Annotated in this window: 15 protein-coding genes and 1 other RNA gene; 10 read left to right on the forward strand and 6 right to left on the reverse strand. The window is 42.7% G+C overall.

Going from position 1 to position 18019, the window contains the following annotated elements; genetic code table 11:
- Nucleotide 1 precedes the first annotated feature (1 nt).
- Nucleotides 2–586 (reverse strand): crossover junction endodeoxyribonuclease RuvC, encoded by a 585-nt coding sequence (gene ruvC / locus QL886_RS02760; RefSeq protein ID WP_057760973.1) that lies wholly within the window; start codon nt 584–586, stop codon nt 2–4.
- Nucleotides 587–845: 259 nt separating this feature from the next.
- Here ruvC and QL886_RS02765 point away from each other — a divergent pair, with 259 nt between their 5' ends.
- Entirely contained in the window at nt 846–1478 is a 633-nt protein-coding gene (locus QL886_RS02765) for an FxsA family protein (protein WP_057760971.1), read from the forward strand.
- Nucleotides 1479–1584: 106 nt separating this feature from the next.
- Here the strand turns inward: QL886_RS02765 and ssrS are convergent.
- Nucleotides 1585–1780, reverse strand: a non-coding RNA gene (ssrS, locus tag QL886_RS02770) — 6S RNA.
- Nucleotides 1781–2027: 247 nt separating this feature from the next.
- Between ssrS and gpmI the strand changes: the two genes are divergently transcribed.
- Both gpmI and QL886_RS02780 read left to right on the forward strand, forming a co-directional pair.
- Nucleotides 2028–3686 (forward strand): 2,3-bisphosphoglycerate-independent phosphoglycerate mutase, encoded by a 1659-nt coding sequence (gene gpmI / locus QL886_RS02775; protein WP_165597015.1) that lies wholly within the window; start codon nt 2028–2030, stop codon nt 3684–3686.
- A 234-nt stretch (nt 3687–3920) separates the two neighbouring features.
- Nucleotides 3921–5390, forward strand: coding sequence for a S41 family peptidase (locus tag QL886_RS02780; protein ID WP_290177572.1), 1470 nt, complete (start codon nt 3921–3923; stop codon nt 5388–5390).
- Between the two features lie 74 nt (nt 5391–5464).
- On the opposite strand, the gene QL886_RS02785 is transcribed toward QL886_RS02780, so the two are convergent.
- The 3 genes from QL886_RS02785 to QL886_RS02795 form a co-directional block, all read right to left on the reverse strand.
- Nucleotides 5465–7180 (reverse strand): sigma-54 dependent transcriptional regulator, encoded by a 1716-nt coding sequence (locus QL886_RS02785; protein WP_290177573.1) that lies wholly within the window; start codon nt 7178–7180, stop codon nt 5465–5467.
- A 78-nt stretch (nt 7181–7258) separates the two neighbouring features.
- Nucleotides 7259–9016 (reverse strand): ATP-binding protein, encoded by a 1758-nt coding sequence (locus QL886_RS02790; protein ID WP_290177574.1) that lies wholly within the window; start codon nt 9014–9016, stop codon nt 7259–7261.
- A 34-nt stretch (nt 9017–9050) separates the two neighbouring features.
- On the reverse strand, nt 9051–9686 hold the full coding sequence (locus QL886_RS02795) for a response regulator (RefSeq protein WP_101206382.1): 636 nt from the start codon (nt 9684–9686) through the stop codon (nt 9051–9053).
- 393 nt (nt 9687–10079) lie between these two features.
- Here QL886_RS02795 and QL886_RS02800 point away from each other — a divergent pair, with 393 nt between their 5' ends.
- On the forward strand, nt 10080–11162 hold the full coding sequence (locus QL886_RS02800; RefSeq protein ID WP_057760963.1) for a serine hydrolase: 1083 nt from the start codon (nt 10080–10082) through the stop codon (nt 11160–11162).
- Between the two features lie 87 nt (nt 11163–11249).
- Nucleotides 11250–11918 (forward strand): thiamine phosphate synthase, encoded by a 669-nt coding sequence (locus tag QL886_RS02805; RefSeq protein ID WP_290177575.1) that lies wholly within the window; start codon nt 11250–11252, stop codon nt 11916–11918.
- Nucleotides 11919–11983: 65 nt separating this feature from the next.
- Here QL886_RS02805 and QL886_RS02810 read toward each other — a convergent pair whose 3' ends face one another.
- Nucleotides 11984–12313, reverse strand: a complete 330-nt coding sequence (locus QL886_RS02810; protein WP_102092925.1) for a TraR/DksA C4-type zinc finger protein — start codon at nt 12311–12313, stop codon at nt 11984–11986.
- Between the two features lie 505 nt (nt 12314–12818).
- On the opposite strand from QL886_RS02810, the gene QL886_RS02815 reads away from it, so the two are divergent.
- The 5 genes from QL886_RS02815 (at nt 12819) to ruvB (ending at nt 17999) form a co-directional block, all read left to right on the forward strand.
- Nucleotides 12819–14033 (forward strand): phosphoglycerate kinase, encoded by a 1215-nt coding sequence (locus QL886_RS02815; protein ID WP_290177576.1) that lies wholly within the window; start codon nt 12819–12821, stop codon nt 14031–14033.
- A 257-nt stretch (nt 14034–14290) separates the two neighbouring features.
- Nucleotides 14291–14677 carry a hypothetical protein gene (locus tag QL886_RS02820; protein ID WP_114700364.1) on the forward strand — a complete coding sequence of 129 codons (387 nt, stop codon included), beginning with the start codon at nt 14291–14293 and terminating at the stop codon, nt 14675–14677.
- Between the two features lie 427 nt (nt 14678–15104).
- Complete coding sequence (gene fba, locus QL886_RS02825) at nt 15105–16142, forward strand: class II fructose-bisphosphate aldolase (RefSeq protein WP_057760953.1); 1038 nt, start codon at nt 15105–15107, stop codon at nt 16140–16142.
- Nucleotides 16143–16220: 78 nt separating this feature from the next.
- On the forward strand, nt 16221–16841 hold the full coding sequence (ruvA, locus tag QL886_RS02830; RefSeq protein WP_201548844.1) for a Holliday junction branch migration protein RuvA: 621 nt from the start codon (nt 16221–16223) through the stop codon (nt 16839–16841).
- 174 nt (nt 16842–17015) lie between these two features.
- Entirely contained in the window at nt 17016–17999 is a 984-nt protein-coding gene (gene ruvB / locus QL886_RS02835) for a Holliday junction branch migration DNA helicase RuvB (protein WP_057760949.1), read from the forward strand.
- The last annotated feature ends 20 nt before the right edge of the window (nt 18000–18019 follow it).

Genomic DNA, 18019 nt, shown 5'->3' on the forward strand with positions numbered 1-18019 from the left:
TTTAACGTAAGTTACCCAAATCTTCTTCCGTTAAACGCCAACGACCTTTCTTCTTAGAAGCACCGCGGCCACGCATGGCGCTATTCAATATCAGTTTGTTCATTGAATGGCTTGAGTGAGCATGACAGATGGCGCAGGCAAGACCATCGGCAGCATCTTGTTGCGGTACAACTTCTAACGCTAATATCCGGCACACCATCTCTTGTACTTGTTCTTTGGCCGCCGCTCCATAGCCACAGACGGCTTGTTTGATTTGCCGAGCCGTATATTCTGACACTTCTAAATCTAGTGCAACCATTGCTGCAATCGCTGCACCTCTCGCTTGCCCGAGCTTAAGTGCGGAGTCAGGGTTTTCTGCCATAAATACTTGCTCAATCGCTGTATAGATAGGCTCGTCAGCATATTTTAAATGATGCTGTGTGATACGGGTTAGTCCATTAAAGATACGCTTGAGGCGTTCAGGCATCTCTTTGGTATCTGTGCGAATCGTCCCTGCATCGATATAGGTCAGCTTGTCACCTGTCTGCTGTACTATCCCATAACCAGTCATGCGTGACCCTGGATCAATGCCTATAATAATTGCCATAATATTCCGTCTTGCTTACCTATCGTTTTATATTCAATACAATATAGATTGGATACGGAGTCAGACTCGCTCAGCATACTATTCGTAGTACTGTCTTCCGCCTTCCTTCTATCCAAATTATATCGTACCGACTATATGGCTTAAAAATTAGCCTTAAGTTTGATAGTATAGCAACCAATCCCCATATACATCATATGTTAGCCATTTTAATTTTCATGGCGCTCAATTTATTGGTTTTTATTTTATAGGACGACACTTTATGGGTCAGATAGTTGGTATAGCCATCGTTTGGTTTATTATCGAGATGCTACTGTGGTATTTGCTTGCTCAGTTTATGAGCGGCTGGTGGGTGTTTATGTGGTTTATTATCGCCGCGGTTATCGGTATCTCTTTGATGCGCAAAGGTATGGCTGCTCTTAATCCAATGGCACAGCAAATGAAAGCTGGTGGCATGATGAACCCTGCGATGCGTCCGCCAGAGACCACGATGATTAAGAGTATCGCGATGGCAGCTGCAGGTATTTTATTGCTTATTCCTGGGGTACTTAGTGATTTGATGGCGCTGTTGGTGGTATTGCCACCTGTGCAGAAAAAGCTAAAAGACTTGGCCAATAATTACGTCATGAATAATCAGCAGAAAATGATGGAAATGATGGCGAAGCAGATGGGTGGTCAAATGGGTGGTGGTCAAAATCCATTTGGCGGTGCTGGTGGTATGGGCGGTCAAAACCCGTTCGGTGGCGCAGGTGGCATGAATGGCCAGAATCCGTTTGGTCAACAGCAGCAAAACCCATTTGGTGACGTGTTTAAACAGCATACTACGGTTGATGGTACTGCCAAAAACATCCCTAAAGATGTAAAGAAAATTACCAAGTCTGCTAATGACGAATAACTATTCAGTTAAATCGTAAGCATAAAAAAAGCCCCTCTCGTCGATGACGAAAGGGGCTTTTTAGTGGTAGTAAATAAATTATAAGAAATATATTTACTAACCGAATGAAACAACCGAAGTGCCGCTGTAAGATGGTGACCCATGAACCGTGAAGTTCAGGGCGGATGCGTCATCATCTCTGCAGGTTTCCTGATACACCGCAAGCGGTGCAGGCATACACAATGAGACAATAGGTACCACATCCTGGTAAAGCATTATCGGCTCAGGGAATAAACATCTACTAGCCAACACTTCAGAATAGTTTTATCTTAACCAATGAAAAGAGTGATTGCAAGTCTGAATTACAGATTGATACGTAGCTTGGTTGGTTGGCCGCACTTATATTGTCTTATCTAGAAAAAACGTCATAAGATAACCCTATAAAATTATTCATAAACTCACGAAAAATGCTCAGTTTTTCAGCTATTTCAAGATGTGTGTTAATATAGAGGGCTTTATATTCCCTTACACAGCATTATAGGCGTTCATTCACTCGAGGAGCGGTAATATATGACCAGTACCCAACAAGCATCAGACTCTATTGATAATAATAAAACACAGCTTAGCAATAACCAAGACGGTGCACAGAATAAAAAAATACCGCATGTCTTGATGATATTGGACGGCTTTGGTCATCGTGAAGAAGATAAAGATAACGCCATCGCTGCCGCTAATATGCCAAATTTAGACAAGATTTATCAGCAATATCCTCATGGGCTGATTTCAGCTTCAGGGGAAGATGTTGGTTTGCCAGATGGTCAGTTTGGTAATTCAGAAGTTGGTCACATGAATTTAGGGGCGGGGCGTGTTCTTTATCAGGACTCAACACGTATCTCAAGTGAACTTGCCAATCGTGAATTCTATAAAAATGAAGCATTGGTCAATGCCGTAAAAGCGGCTAATGAGCGTGGCGGTAACGTCCATATTATGGGCTTGCTCTCTGATGGCGGCGTCCACTCACATCAAGACCATATCGAAGGCATGTGTCATTCAGCATTGGTCCATGGTGCCAAGAATGTCTTTATTCATTGTTTCTTAGATGGCCGTGATACCCCGCCTAAATCTGCTGATAAGTACATCAATCGTCTGCGCGACTATATTGATAAATTGAATGCTCATTACGAAGGTGGCCGCGTACAGATTGCAAGTATCATCGGTCGCTACTATGCAATGGATCGTGACAATCGTTGGGATAGAGTGCAAAAAGCTTATGAGCTGATTACTGAAGGGAAAGCTGATCGTCTATCGACACGGGCAGATGGCGCTGTTCAAGCTGCTTATAAAGCGCGTGAGACCGATGAGTTTGTCAGTCCAACGACTGTAATTGGACGTGATGAAGTGCCATATACTGTCAATGATAACGACGCACTTATTTTTATGAATTTCCGTGCTGACCGTGCTCGTGAGCTTGCCCAAGCATTTGTTCTGCCAGATCATGAGTTTTCTGGATTTGCACGTCAAAAGCAGCCAAAACTGGCGGCATTTGTGATGCTAACTAAGTATTCAGATGTCCTAGCTGACAATCCAAAAACCAGCATTGCTTACTACCCAACATCTTTGGCCAATACATTGGGAGAGTACTTGCAGGATCAAGGAAAAACCCAGCTGCGTATTGCTGAAACTGAAAAATATGCGCATGTGACGTTTTTCTTTAGTGGCGGCCGCGAAGAAGAGTATCAGGGTGAGACCCGCATTTTAGTACCATCTCCAGACGTTGCAACTTATGATTTACAGCCTGAGATGAGCGCGCCTGAAGTCACTGATAAATTAGTAGAAGCGATTGAGTCTGGTAAGTATGATGTATTGGTGGTCAATTATGCCAATGGTGATATGGTTGGACACACAGGTATATTTGATGCAGCGGTAAAAGCGGTAGAAGCTCTGGATGTATGCGTTGGCCGTATCGAGTCAGCAGTGCGAGCAGCTGGTGGTGATATGCTTATCACAGCCGATCATGGTAACTGTGAGCAGATGCAAGACTATGAAAGCGGACAAGTACATACACAGCATACGACAGAGCATGTGCCATTGATTTATGTGGGCGAGCAAAAGCTGCAAGTGCGCCGCGGCGGCAAACTTAGTGATGTGGCGCCGACTATTTTATCATTGATGAATGTCGATGCCCCTGCTGAGATGACAGGTGAGAGCTTATTGGTTCCAGCAGTCTAAGCCAGTCGAGTTAAACCACAGTACTTGAATGACTGTGGTTTATACTGACTTGACAGCTGTACCAGAAGATATCAAAAAGGAAAGGATAACCTATTATCCTTTCCTTTTTTTGTGATACATTTTACTTAATTTACTTGCAATACTATGCTAGTTCGAAATATACGTTTGGTGCTATCTTATAAGTCGCTATATAACGATAAATTCGTCTTCTCTATTATTCAAATGAGTTTTTTTATGCAGCCTATTTCTTTTGCACGTTCTTTTTTATCCAAAGGGTTAAGTAAATCAGTAGGGAAGGCATCAGTCGCGTCCAAGATTTTGCAGCCTGCAATTTTAATAGGTGTGCTTGGTTGTGCGATTAGCGTAAATGCACAAGCCGCAGTGGGAGCTTCTACAAATAATGATAATCCTACGAATGGTCTACAGCTCATCAGTTTGAATGCAGATGAGATAGCGGATGAAAACGACGCTGATAATTTATCTAACATTGCTGATATGCTAGATGTCGCTGATGAGCCAGATGACTCGATAGATAGTGTGCCAGATGAAAGCGCGCTAACGGATGATGCCGATGATATTGATACGGAGATTCCAGCAGAAGTTGCACAAGTATCGCTAAATGCTATCTCTCCTGAGACGCTAAAGACATTTGTGGCTGTTGTAGATTTAATACGTCGTCAATACGTCGATGCGGTCAATGATGAAGAGTTATTTAGCAATGCGATGAGCGGTATGCTGACCAAACTTGATAGCCATGCTGAGTTTTTGGACGCAGAAGCTTATGAGAATCTGCGTGCTTTCACTGAGGGCGACGTTGGTGATATTGGTATTAAGGTTAATTACCAGCCAGAGGCGGGGTATTGGGTCGTGACAGAAGTTATCGACGACTCACCTGCAGACAAAAAAGGCATCGCAGTTGGTGATTATTTGCATCAGGTTGATGAGTTCAAGCTAGACGAAGGACGACAGGTCAATGATGTTGAGCAGCTTTTGACAGGTATTGCCGGTACGCAGGTAGATATTATCACTTCCAAAGCTGGTCGCCGTAAGCACACAACGACGTTGCAGCGTAATAATAGTCATCCGCAGATTATCGAGACCAAACTGGTTGATGGCATTGCCATTGTTAAATTACCGGCGTTTCAAAACAATAGCCGTGAGAAACTACTAGAAGGTTTAATCAACCTAAACGCTCCGATATCAGGCATTTTACTAGATATGCGTGATAATCCAGGTGGCGTACTGACATCAGCAGTGAGCGTGGCCAGTTTATTTATGGATGATACTGATGTGGTGCAGGTGCAAGCACGTCAAAATAAATCACGGGTACTATCGACCCAAGGTGATGCGATACTTAAGCCTTTGCCTTTAGTGGTATTGCAAAACCGCTATTCAGCATCAGCAGCAGAGGTGCTTGCCAGTAGTTTACAAGCACAAAAACGCGCTACTATTATCGGTGAAGTTAGCTATGGCAAGGGCTCAGTACAATCAGTCATACCGTTAAACGATGAGCAAGCCGTCAAATTGACTGTGGCCAATTATATGACGGTAGCAGGCAAACAAATAGACGAGATCGGCGTAGAACCTGATGTGACTTTATCAGGCAGCGAGAACACGTGGGAGCAGCAAGCATTAGAAATAGTAAAGGCGCGCGCGCTTGATTCGGGTATTCGCTTTGTTAGAAAAAATGCTACGAAAGAATAGAATTTCGTAGCAATTAATTAACAGCACATACCATTCAACGCTTAAAAATATTTGATGATGACGTTCAAAAGAAACTAGTCGAACGCATCTTCAGAAATTTCGAGCTTTTTCATACGGTAGCGTAAAGAGCGAAAAGTAGTTCCTAATAACTCAGCTGCTTGGGTTTTGTTCCAGCCAGTTTGTTTGAGTGCCGTGATAATCAGCTGCTTTTCTTGTTCCTGCAAATAATGCTCTAACCCTTGAGGCGGTAGTTGACCGTCGAACAATTCTGATAAACCTGATATGTCTTTAGAGGTTTCTTGTTGGACGTTGGAGTCAAGGAGCGACTCTTTGTCATGAGTACTTGCTACGTTGGTTGACGAACTGTCATTACTAGCTGACGAATGCTGCACCATTGAGGGGTAGTGGTTGGTATTAGTACGATAAGGATGTAAATTGGTTGCCCTTTGCTCAACCTGCGTCGCTATATTGCGACTAGATTGAATGACTTGCTCACCGTCTTTTGTAGATTGGTCTGTAGATTGAACGTCTATTTGATTTTCTACGTTACGGGGAGGTGGCTCAGAGCTATCGATAGCTGAGCTATGATTTTGCTCTTGTGTATTTATAAGCTCAGGTTCAAGGTCAGGAAGACCTAAATGACTAACGTCAATGTATGAGGTTTCAGCTAACGTAACTGCACGCTCCAATAAGTTGCGTAGTTCACGGACATTACCCGCAAAATCGTGGCGCTGTAAGCGTTCGCAGGCTTCCATCGTCAATGACGGCGGCGACTCTAATTGCCAGTCATCAGCGATCATAGCTAAAAAGTGGTCTGCTAATACAGGAATGTCATCACGGCGTGCATTAAGTGTTGGAAGCTTTAGCTCAATGACATTGATGCGATAATACAAATCTTGTCGAAATGCACCATCTTGTACCAATTGGCTCAGGTCTTTGTGAGTAGCAGACAAAATGCGGATGTCTACAGGCACTTCTTTTGTATCACCAATTGCCCTTACTGTTTTTTCTTGAATGGCACGTAACAATTTAACCTGCATGGCTAAAGGTAAGTCCGCCACTTCATCTAAAAATAACGTGCCGCCATTGGCTTGCTGGAATAACCCTTGTTTATCAGCGACAGCCCCTGTAAAGCTGCCTTTTTTATGACCAAAAAACTCCGACTCCATTAACTCCGATGGTATCGCACCGCAGTTCACTGGTACAAAGCTGCCATCACGCCGTGGACTTAAATCATGGATCAATCTGGCGACTACTTCTTTACCTGTGCCAGAAGCGCCCGATAAAAACACAGGTGCCTGTGAGCGTGCTAGCTTTAAAATAGTATTTTTGAGGGGATGCATGACAGCAGAATTACCAATCAATCTACTATCTAGCATTTTTTGTTCAGGAGAGCATTCCGGTGCGGCCTGTACTTCGTTGTCTTGATGAATAACTTTTATGGCATTCTCTACCAGTTGGCGCAAACGTGGTAGTTCTAGCGGTTTATTGACAAAATCAAAGGCACCGAGTTTTAATGCCTCAATAGCTAAATCCATGCTGCCATGAGCCGTAATCACCGCTATTGGAATATTAGAGCTATTGCTAATTTCTTTTACCAGCTCAAGTCCCGAGCCATCTGGCAGTTTTAAATCCGTCAGACAGAAATCGTAGTCATTGTCTTGCCAAAATGTTCTTGCTTGCGACAATGTATAAGCCACATCACTTTTGATACCCATTTTAGTCAGGGTAATTTGCATCAATCGACATAAATCTACTTCATCATCGACGACTAGCGCAGTTGTTGTCATACATCATCTCATTGTATTTTATGGCTATAAAATCAATAGCTGGGTCTAAATGGGCGTAATAGCTTTCAAAAGGTAAATTTAGGTAAGATTTTCTTCGATAGTTTGAAATTTATTATCAGATTTAATAGAAGGTACAATTAATCGAAAGCATGTTTTCTCATGTTCAGGAATATAGAGTAAACGTGCTTGATTGGCTTCACAAAATGCTTGTGATAAATAGAGCCCCAGTCCTGTACCAGCTTTATCTGTTGTAAAAAATGGATCGAACAAAAGTTCTAAATTTCCAGCACTAACACCATCACCATTATCTAATATATCGATTATAACATCGTTGTCTGCGCAGTAAATGTCGATTTCTACATAAGCATGAGGATGAGCATAGCTGCTATAACGCAGACCATTGTTGATTAAGTTGATCAATATCTGCTCTAACTGATGAGTATCAAATGATATGATGGGTTTGGTTTTTATTCGTAGAAAAATGTCGTGTCCTTGAAAGTAATTCTCCAAAAACGATGGCATCCATTCAGCTAACTCGAGCACCTGCTGGGTAGCCGTCTGCTGACGAGACAGCTTTAAAATATCTTCGATGATACGGTTTACACGTTTTGTCTGTGAAAATATCATTTCATAAAGCTCATGGTTGCCGGTCATGGCAGCATTCGATTCACTTGTTAATGCACAGTCATCTTCCATTTGTTCTGCAACATCCTCCATTAATAGCTGGCTGGCTTGCGATATCGCTGCTAATGGGTTTCTGATTTCATGAGCAATACTGGCAGTCAGTTGCCCTAAAGAAGCCAGTTTTAATTGTTGAGCACTGGCTTGCTCACGGCGTAAGTCTTCTAATATGACAAGCTTACTATCGTCTTTTAGTGGAATAATTTGTACACGTAATTTGCCAAATATTGAGGCATTTGCCACAGCTGGCACGTCGTAGGTAAAAGCGCGTGACTGCCCAGATGCTACCGACAAGCAGGCATGAAACAGCTGGAAATGCTGTTCATTGAGTTGCTGCTCAAAATTAGAGAGAAGTGCTTTGTTCTGAGTGTCTTTTGTATCGTCAAGGGTATTCTGTGCTGTGTTAGGCGTGACAGGCGAAAGGCTCAGCAACTGATGTGCGGCAAGATTTGCTAAGACAATATGTTGCTTATCAATAACAATGACACCATTCACCATCTGCGTGATAACCTCTTGGTTGATCACGTTGAGTCGCTCGACTTCCTTAGCATGGTTTGCCGCGACCTTTTCAAGCTGTACCAATCGCTGAGAGATAGACCAACTCAAACCACCCACTGCTAAAAAGCTCGCTGACATCAGTAGCGCATCACCTAGATTAGCTAGACTCATGCTATTAGCAATAGCGTAGAAAAATTGCTGATAAATAACGAGAATGATGGCAAGTAAAGTAATAACTAATGCTTGTGAGCCATGTAGCAGCATAAAGCTAGCTGCGACAACCACCATATATAGCATGGTTAACTGCAAATCAGGGTTGCCTGTCGTGTAGAGCAGTAGACTTAATATAATAACGTCCAACGCCAGTCCGAATGCCAGTTGGCGGCGCATATGTTTTCTAACAACATAAAATAATCCAAGCAGTATCAAGCTTAGCAGTACATAGAAGCTCAGAATAGTTTGTTGTAAAAAACTTGGTAAAGACGCGCTATCACCAGTACGAGCAGAGATATATAGCATGAGCATAGAGAACAGGCTAACGACGAAGCGATAGCTGCTATAGATCAGCCCCAACTTACGCAACTGCGGCAGAGGAAGCGTATCGTCATGATGTACATAACGAGTAATGGCAGAGCTCAGATTGGTAGCAGGGTTCATAAACTGGCCGTAATAAAATAAACGCTAAAATGGTTTATGGTTGAATCAGACCATGACGAATGGCCAAATGAGTCAATTTAACATCACTATCAACCCCAACTTTTTCATAAATACGATAGCGATACGTATTAATGGTCTTGACGCTAACAAACAATTGATCAGCTATTTGCTGAGGGCTTTGACAATTAACAACCATCATGGCCACTTGTTTTTCTCTGTCACTTAATAAGTCAAAAGGTGAGTTTGCATTATCAGATAACAAAACATCTGCTAACTGTTCAGCGACATCTTGGCTGAAGTAACGACCTCCTTGATAAATCTTTTTGACCGCACGTATCATTTCATCAAGCGGCGTGCCTTTGGTAATGTAACCATTAACACCTGCTTTGATCAGCATTGAGGGATAGGGCTGTGCAGACATACTACTGACCGCCAAAATCTTGATACCCATATCAAGTTGTATCAGACGTTTGGTTGCTTCAAGCCCGCCAATATTCGGCATGTTGACGTCTAGTAAAATCACATCAGGATGTAATTGTTTGGCTTGTTTGATAGCCATATCACCGCTGTCTGCTTCACCTACCACTTCAATATCGGGGCTGTCTGACAACATACGGCTAATACCCATCCGTACCAAATCATGATCATCTACTACTAATACTTTAATCATAACCATACTCTTTATTGATTGTCAGAATGAACGCTTTATTAGGTTCAAATAGTATAAAAAACGAATATATTCCAACTATTATTCTTATTTTTGTATATTTAAAATACCGCTGATTAATATAACAAAATACGAGTAATCATAACATTCGAAGTTAAATTATATTGCTGCAGTGTGAATTGATGTTTCTGTAATATAAATTGGTTGTAGCAAAGTTTGAATGAAGCCAAAAAAAACTACTAAATCAGTTTGATAGATTAAACTTAAATGTAAACCATGATACACTAAAAATACAAAAGCTCTATGTGAGTACTTACAAACACATCTATAAACGCTACGTACGTTTTTGGCGTCAGACAATATGTAACTGGCGTAATAGCGACAGCAGGAGGCATAATGAAGCAACTACCATTAACCAAACAGCAATTGATCGCTGCTATGATTTCATTGAGTTTGGGCAGTGTTGCACAAGCCGCACTTACAATTAATGGTAGCACTGACACTGCCTCTAGTGCACGCCTGAGTTGGGGCGGCGCTGATAGCTTGTCTGAAGCTCGCAACATTATGTACAAGTCTAATGGCTCTGCTATTAAGAAAGTCGATAATGGCTACGGCACTACCAACATCACGAATACTAATAGTTTTGCTAGTAGTAATAACACCAATAGTGCCCGCTACAATACAACTTATCGTGGGGCTTTCGGTAGTAGCGATATGATTCCGATTAGTACTGATTCACGTAGTGTTGCGGTGATCGATGCTGAAACTGGCGAATCTATCTACGAAAAAGATGCTGATATCGCGCGCCCAATGGCTAGTATTACCAAGGTTATGACGGCTATGGTCGTGTTGGATGCTGGTCTTGATATGCGTGAAGAAATCACGCTTGATCCAGAGGATTTTGTTGGTCCAAAGCGTGCAAGCTCGCGTTTGAAATCAGGTGATCGTTTAAACCGCGCTGAGATGCTATTAATGGCATTGATGAAGTCTGAAAATCCAGCAGCGAAGAGTCTAGCGCGTAATTACCCAGGTGGCTATGATGCCTTTATGCGTGCGATGAATCGTAAAGCGCAAGACTTAGGTATGAATACGGCGTTTTTCGGTGATCCAACTGGACTTGATAAGCGCAACGTAGCTTCTTCAAAAGATTTGGTCAAGATGGTACGTGCTGCTGGTAACTATGATGTGATTCGTCGTTTTTCTACCACTAAGAGCTATGACTTTTTTGTCTCAAATTACTCAAGTGGTAACCGAACCTATAAAGCCAGTAATACCAGTACGTTGGTCCGTGACGGTAGCTATCCAATCGGGATTTCTAAGACAGGCTTTATCAATGAAGCCGGACGTTGTGTTGTAATGGAAACTCGGGTCAATAACCGTCCTGCGATTATCGTTATCTTAGGGGCAAACAGCTCAGCAACACGTTGGGGCGATGCTAAAAATATCTTAAATAGTTTGGCTACACGCCGTACAGTGTAAGCTATCGGTTCTAAATGTATAAAAAAGCTGTTATATCATATAACAGCTTTTTTATTGTGTTGAATTTAAGAATTAAGGATACACGCTATGGGTTATTCACCATTCTCCTCAGTTATGCCTAAGCTATATTTGTTGACCAACGATGATGAATTTAAGCTGTTGTATCAAAAGCTAGAAGCAGCCTTATCGACAGGATTGATTGCACTATTACAAATTCGTCGTAAGCAAATTCTTAATCTGCCTGATGGAGCTTTGAAGCTTTTTAATGAGGCGCAAAAAATCGTCGAATTAGCTAAAACGTATAGCGTGCCAGTTGTTATTAATGATGACGTGAAGTTAGCTGAAAGACTTGGCGTAGGAGTACATCTTGGACAAACAGACGGCAGTATCGGTGATGCTCTACAGTCTCTATCACCGCATCAAATCATCGGTCGTACCTGCCATGGTGATGTAGCGCTGATTAAAGAAGCAAAAAATGACGGTGCAAGTTATGCTGCGATGGGTGCAGTATTTACTTCTACAACTAAGCCAAATGCTAATATTATTTCACGTCAGCAGCTTGAGGAAGGGTGTCAGCAAGGCATACCAATCTGTGTAATAGGCGGGCTAACCGCAGAAAATGTCTCAGAGCTGGTAAATTTGCCCATTGCGCTTGTGGCAGTAGTCGGGGATATCATGGACTTGCCAGTAGCAGACATAGCTCAGCGCTGTCACGAATGGCAGCAGACATTTTCTAAATGGAAAATACCTACTTGAAGTACTCTTCTTAGAGAGGTTTCGGAGTAGCAATAGTCTTACAATAGAATATTAATATGACAGCGCTACTCAGCGTGTTCCATACATAAGGTGGCATAGGGTAGCGCTTCTAAGCGTTGCTCTTCGATTGGCTCGCCGCAGACTTCGCACTCGCCATAAGTACCATTTTCAATTCGACTCAATGCATTTTCGACATAGATTAAGCTTTGACGCGCCTCGCTCATCAAATTTTTGCGCATGTCGTTTTGACGATAGGATATGGCCTGATCTTCCCAGTGCTCATTAAGATCATCTTGCGGGTTTTGAATGTGATCTTCAATTTTATTAATGCGAGACTCATACTCATCTTTTAGTTCTAATAGATTTTGCTTGGAAGTGTCTAAATTGATGCTCATTATTTTCTCCTAATGGATTATTTTTATTGTCAATGTTTCTATCATAAAGAGCTTGACTGCTGAGTACCACCACGAAATGTTACGGTTTATTGACTATGCTTAAAGCTAGCAACTGCAATTGTTGCCATCGAATAACGGTCTGAGAATTTAGACTAAATATTTTAAACGTGCTGAGATTTGTGTCAGGTTGCTTGTGAGACTGCGCTAGAAAACTGGTAGAATACACCGCCGCTGAATTCTGCTTACTTGATCGATCCATCAGAGTGGTTTGATAAGTGTAAGAGCCAAGCGTTAAAAAACATTAAAAATTAATAAAGCTGATAGTGACTATATAGCACGGGTATAAAATAGCTTGGCTATATGGCAGGCGAGCGAGAATGCTACAAAATAGTAGATTGATCGAGCTTAGCACTGAATCCGATTTATATAGAGCTGACTATAACGGTCACATCAGTAACGACAGTAATCGCAAATTAACAGATATATTGATGCATAGGAGCAGGTAATGAATTTTTTGCGTATGAGTGAGTTGAACTTAACGGATAAAGTGGTCTTGATTCGAGAAGATTTAAATGTGCCTATTAAAGGCGGTAAGGTCACAAGCGATGCGCGTTTGCAGGCCAGTATTCCTACCATCAAGATGGCGCTCGAAAAAGGCGCTGCGGTAATTGTTTGCTCACATTTAGGCCGCCCAACAGAAGGCAATCCTGAAGCTGTATATTCATTAGCACCAGTTGCTGACTATCTGACGGAAAAATTAAGCTCGCAACTATCGACGCCTGTACGTCTTAATAGCGATTATCTTACCCAAGGTGCCAATGTAAAATCTGGCGAAGTGGTTCTATTAGAAAATGTACGCTTCAATGACGGTGAAAAGAAAAACGATGCCACGCTAGCGAAAAAGTATGCTGATTTGTGCGATGTGTTTGTGATGGATGCTTTTGGTACAGCGCACCGTGCACAGGCATCAACAGAGGGTGTTACGCAAGCAATGCGTCAAGCAGACAAAACCGTTTGTGCAGGGCCATTGTTAGCCGCCGAACTTGATGCTCTAAGCTTAGCGCTTGAAACACCAGCACAGCCAATGCTTGCTATCGTTGGTGGGTCAAAAGTATCAACCAAATTAGAAGTGCTACACAGCTTGGCTGAAGTTTGCACGCAAATTATCGTTGGTGGCGGTATTGCCAATACTTTCTTGGCGGCACAAGGTCATAGTGTTGGCGCCTCATTGTATGAAGCAGATTTGCTCGATATTGCGCGTGACATTATGACCAAAACTGAAATCTTACTGCCTGAATACGTCGTAGTCGCTGATAAAGACGACATCGATTTCGCTGACTTTACTGGCTCATTGCAAAAAGCTACAGCAACGATCAAATCAGTTGATGCGATCGGTGACAATGACATGATATTGGACATCGCACCAGAAAGCGCACAACAGCTTGCCGATGCTATTATCAATGCAAAAACCATCTTGTGGAATGGTCCAGTTGGTGTCTTCGAAGTCGATGCTTTCGGGCAAGGCACACAGATATTAGCTACTGCTGTAAGAGACAGCGATGGTTTTTCTATCGCGGGCGGCGGTGATACGTTAGCAGCTATTGATAAATATCAAGTTGCTGATGGTGTGAGCTATATGTCAACGGGTGGTGGGGCGTTTTTGGAGTTTGTAGAAGGCAAAGTGCTTCCGGCAGTCGCTGCGCTGCAAATAGATGCCTAACTAGTTAACGATACTCTGTAGCTTAGTAACATTAGACGTACAACTAACTTTAAATAACTAAGGTAGTCTGTAAAAATAATATTTTGGCTGTTGATTTGCTTGTTTTTATTGACATAAGTAAGCGCAATAGCCATCGATTATTATTAAGCAGTAATTATTTATTTATATACTGAAAATTATTATTGCATGTCTGATTCGCACTCTATAAAATAGCGCGACCATGTATTTTGACATGCATTATTTACGAGAGGTTTATTATGTTAAAACGTCATTTATTACTTGCTAGCGTACTTGCTGGCACCTTTGCAATCACTGCATGTAGCCAACAAACAGAAGAAAACACTGAAGCTGCTGTTGAGTCTGCTGGCGATGATGCTGCTGCAAATGTTGATGCTGCTGCCGCTGAAACAGACGCTGCTGCTGCTGAAGCTGAAGCTGCTGCTCAAGACGCTGGTACAGAAGTTGCCGAAGGCGCTGACACTGCTGGTGCAGCTGCGACAGACGCTCTAGAAAACACTGGCGATGCTATTGCTGAAAGCACTAACACAGCGGTTGAAAATACTGCTGAAGCTGTTGCTGATGGCGCTAACGCTGTCGCTGATGGTGCAAATGATGTTGCAGTTGATGCAGAGCAACAGTACTAAGCTACGCGATAACTAAGTACTATTAACTAAGCACTATAATGACTGATTTGCTAGGATGCTATCGATTGATAGATAATCATTGGTAAATAATATCTAAAAATGGTCATTGCTTTATAAGCCTCAAAATACTAGAAAAGCCTTGGTGATTGCCAAGGCTTTTTGCGTTGTATGACATTGTGGTAGTTTATAAAGTGACAGTTTATAAAAATTAAACTGGTATCAAGAGACGGTATAGACTGACAAATAGTCGGTCAACCGCTACGAAGACAGAACAATTTTTGCTATAATCACCGCGTGGTAATCATATCCAACACCATTCAAACTCTTACTAGCCTGTGTACGGTCAGTATGGTCGAATATACAGTGAAATGATTGCTATCAAGCTGTTTTTTAAAATACTATTCAAAATCTAATCAGAGAGCGTCTTATGGCCCTAATATCCTTACGTCAACTTCTAGATCATGCCGCTGAACACAGCTATGGTGTTCCTGCCTTTAACGTCAATAACTTAGAGCAAATGCGTGCAATCATGATGGCTGCGGATGCTTGTGATTCACCTGTTATTGTTCAAGCCAGTGCAGGCGCACGTAACTATGCAGGGTCAGCATTTTTGCGTCATTTAATTATCGCTGCGATCGAAGAATGGCCACATATTCCAGTAGTAATGCATCAAGATCACGGTATGTCGCCAGCTATCTGCCAACGCTCAATCCAGTTAGGTTTTTCATCAGTGATGATGGACGGCTCACTTGGTGAAGATGGCAAAACGCCAATGGACTACGACTACAACGCTAGCGTCACGCGCGAAGTTGTCAAGATGGCTCACGCTTGCGGTGTCTCTGTAGAGGGCGAAATCGGTTGTTTAGGTAGTCTTGAAACTGGTATGGCTGGTGAAGAAGACGGTTCTGGCGCTGAAGGCGTATTGGATCATGAGCAGCTTTTGACCAGTGCTGATGAAGCTGAGCAGTTTGTAAAAGATACCAATGTCGATGCGTTAGCAATTGCTATCGGTACTAGTCATGGTGCCTATAAGTTCACACGTCCACCGACAGGCGATATCTTGTCTATTGAGCGCGTAAAAGAGATTCATGCCCGTATTCCTAACACGCATTTGGTCATGCATGGTTCTTCATCAGTGCCACAAGAATGGCTAAAAGTTATTAATGAAAACGGCGGTGATATCGGCGAAACTTATGGCGTGCCAGTTGAGCAAATCGTTGAAGCGATTAAGCATGGTGTGCGTAAAGTAAACATCGATACGGATTTACGTCTGGCATCAACTGGCGCTATCCGCGAATTCCTTGCAAAAAATCCAAGTGAATTTGATCCACGCAAATACTTCAAAGCGTCTATGGTAGCGATGTCAGATATCTGTACCAATCGTTTTGAAGCGTTCGGCTCTGCAGGTCAAGCACATAAAATTCGTCCAACCAGTCTTGAAGGTATGGTGAACTTTTACCAATAAGACTGTGTTGTAGAACGTAGTTGTTGATCATGAAGTAGCAGCTGATTTTATAATATGCCACATAAGAGGTCGTAAATAATGATTGGATTGATTACCGGACAGGTGCAGTACTTGATGGCACCGACGGCTTGTATCATGACGACCTCTGGTGTGGGTTATGATATCGAACTGCCATTGCCTTCATTTTGTCAGTTACAGCTGAATGAGCAGGCTAGCATCTGGACACATTTCCATGTTCGCGAAGATGCTCAGTTGCTATACGGCTTTATCGATCGAAAAGAACGTGATGTCTTTCGCCAGTTAATTAAAATTAATGGTGTTGGAGCAAAAATGGCCTTGGCTATGCTGTCTGCAATGTCAGCAGCTGAGCTGAAAATGCACGTCGAGCAAGAGTCGGAAACGGCATTAACTCGTATTCCTGGCATCGGTAAAAAGACGGCGCAACGTTTATTAATTGAGCTAAAAGACAAGCTAAAGAATATCGACGTTGATAGTGGTGCGTTTGAATTGACGCCTCAGGAAACTACGATTTCTCACGAAGGTAGTATCATCGCTGAAGTAGAAGGCGCGTTGATTAGCTTGGGTTACAAAGAAAAAGAAGCTCAGCTAGCGATTAAAGCTGCTAAGAGTAAAGGAGATACTTTTGCTGATACTCAAGGCTTGTTAAAAGCTACTTTGCAACAGCTATCTGGCTTTTAATTCATAGTAACTAGCCGTCTATCGATGACAACTACATAATGTATCAAATTAATAAGCGACATTGAATGTCGCTTATTTTCGTTTTAGTGCTCGCTTAATAAGGTTTTACATGACTTATGCGCAGCGTTTGGTTATGCTATTTGTTAACTAATTTTTAATATAATGATAAATTCTATGACGCAAGATCGTTTAATTAATCCGCTAGAAGGCGCAAGTGATGCTCCTGATGCCAATATCCGACCAGCATTATTGGCCGAGTATATTGGTCAGCCGGTGGTGCGTGAGCAGATGGAAGTGTTCATCGGTGCTGCTCGTGGCCGTGACGAAGCGCTAGATCACACACTTATATTTGGTCCACCGGGTCTGGGCAAGACGACCCTCGCCAATATTATCGCTCGTGAAATGGGTGGCAATTTGCGTTCTACTTCAGGGCCTGTACTTGAGCGCCCAGGAGATTTGGCAGCCATGCTGACCAACCTAGAAGCGGGTGATGTGTTGTTTATTGATGAAATTCACCGTCTAAGCTCGGTTATTGAAGAGATTCTTTATCCAGCAATGGAAGATTTCCAATTAGATATTATGATTGGTGAAGGGCCTGCTGCGCGTTCTATCAAGCTTGACTTGCCACCGTTTACCTTGGTAGCAGCGACGACTAGAGCAGGGCTACTGACGTCACCACTACGTGACCGTTTTGGAATTGTACAGCGCCTCGAATTTTATAATATCGCAGACCTAACGACGATTGTCAGTCGCGCAGCACGTCTAATGCGTGTACCAATGAGTGAAGACGGGGCGGTAGAGATTGCACGCCGTGCACGCGGTACACCAAGGATTGCTAACCGCCTATTACGCCGCGTACGTGACTATGCCGAGGTAAGAGGCGATGGTAGTATTAATGGTGCGATTGCTGGTAGCGCGTTAGATATGTTGGCAGTGGATAGACGCGGTCTTGATCATCTAGACAGACGCTATATCGAAATATTGCATGAGCGCTTTGACGGTGGTCCTGCGGGTGTTGAAGCAGTGGCAGCAGCGATGGCTGAAGATCGTGGTACGCTTGAAGATGTGATTGAGCCGTATCTGATTCAACAAGGTTATGTGCTGCGTACTGCTCGTGGCCGCGTACTGACACAGATGGCAATCGATCAGATGTTATAGTATTCAATATTCAGTACAAA

The sequence above is a fragment of the Psychrobacter sp. APC 3281 genome (assembly GCF_030407815.1).
Taxonomy (GTDB): domain Bacteria; phylum Pseudomonadota; class Gammaproteobacteria; order Pseudomonadales; family Moraxellaceae; genus Psychrobacter.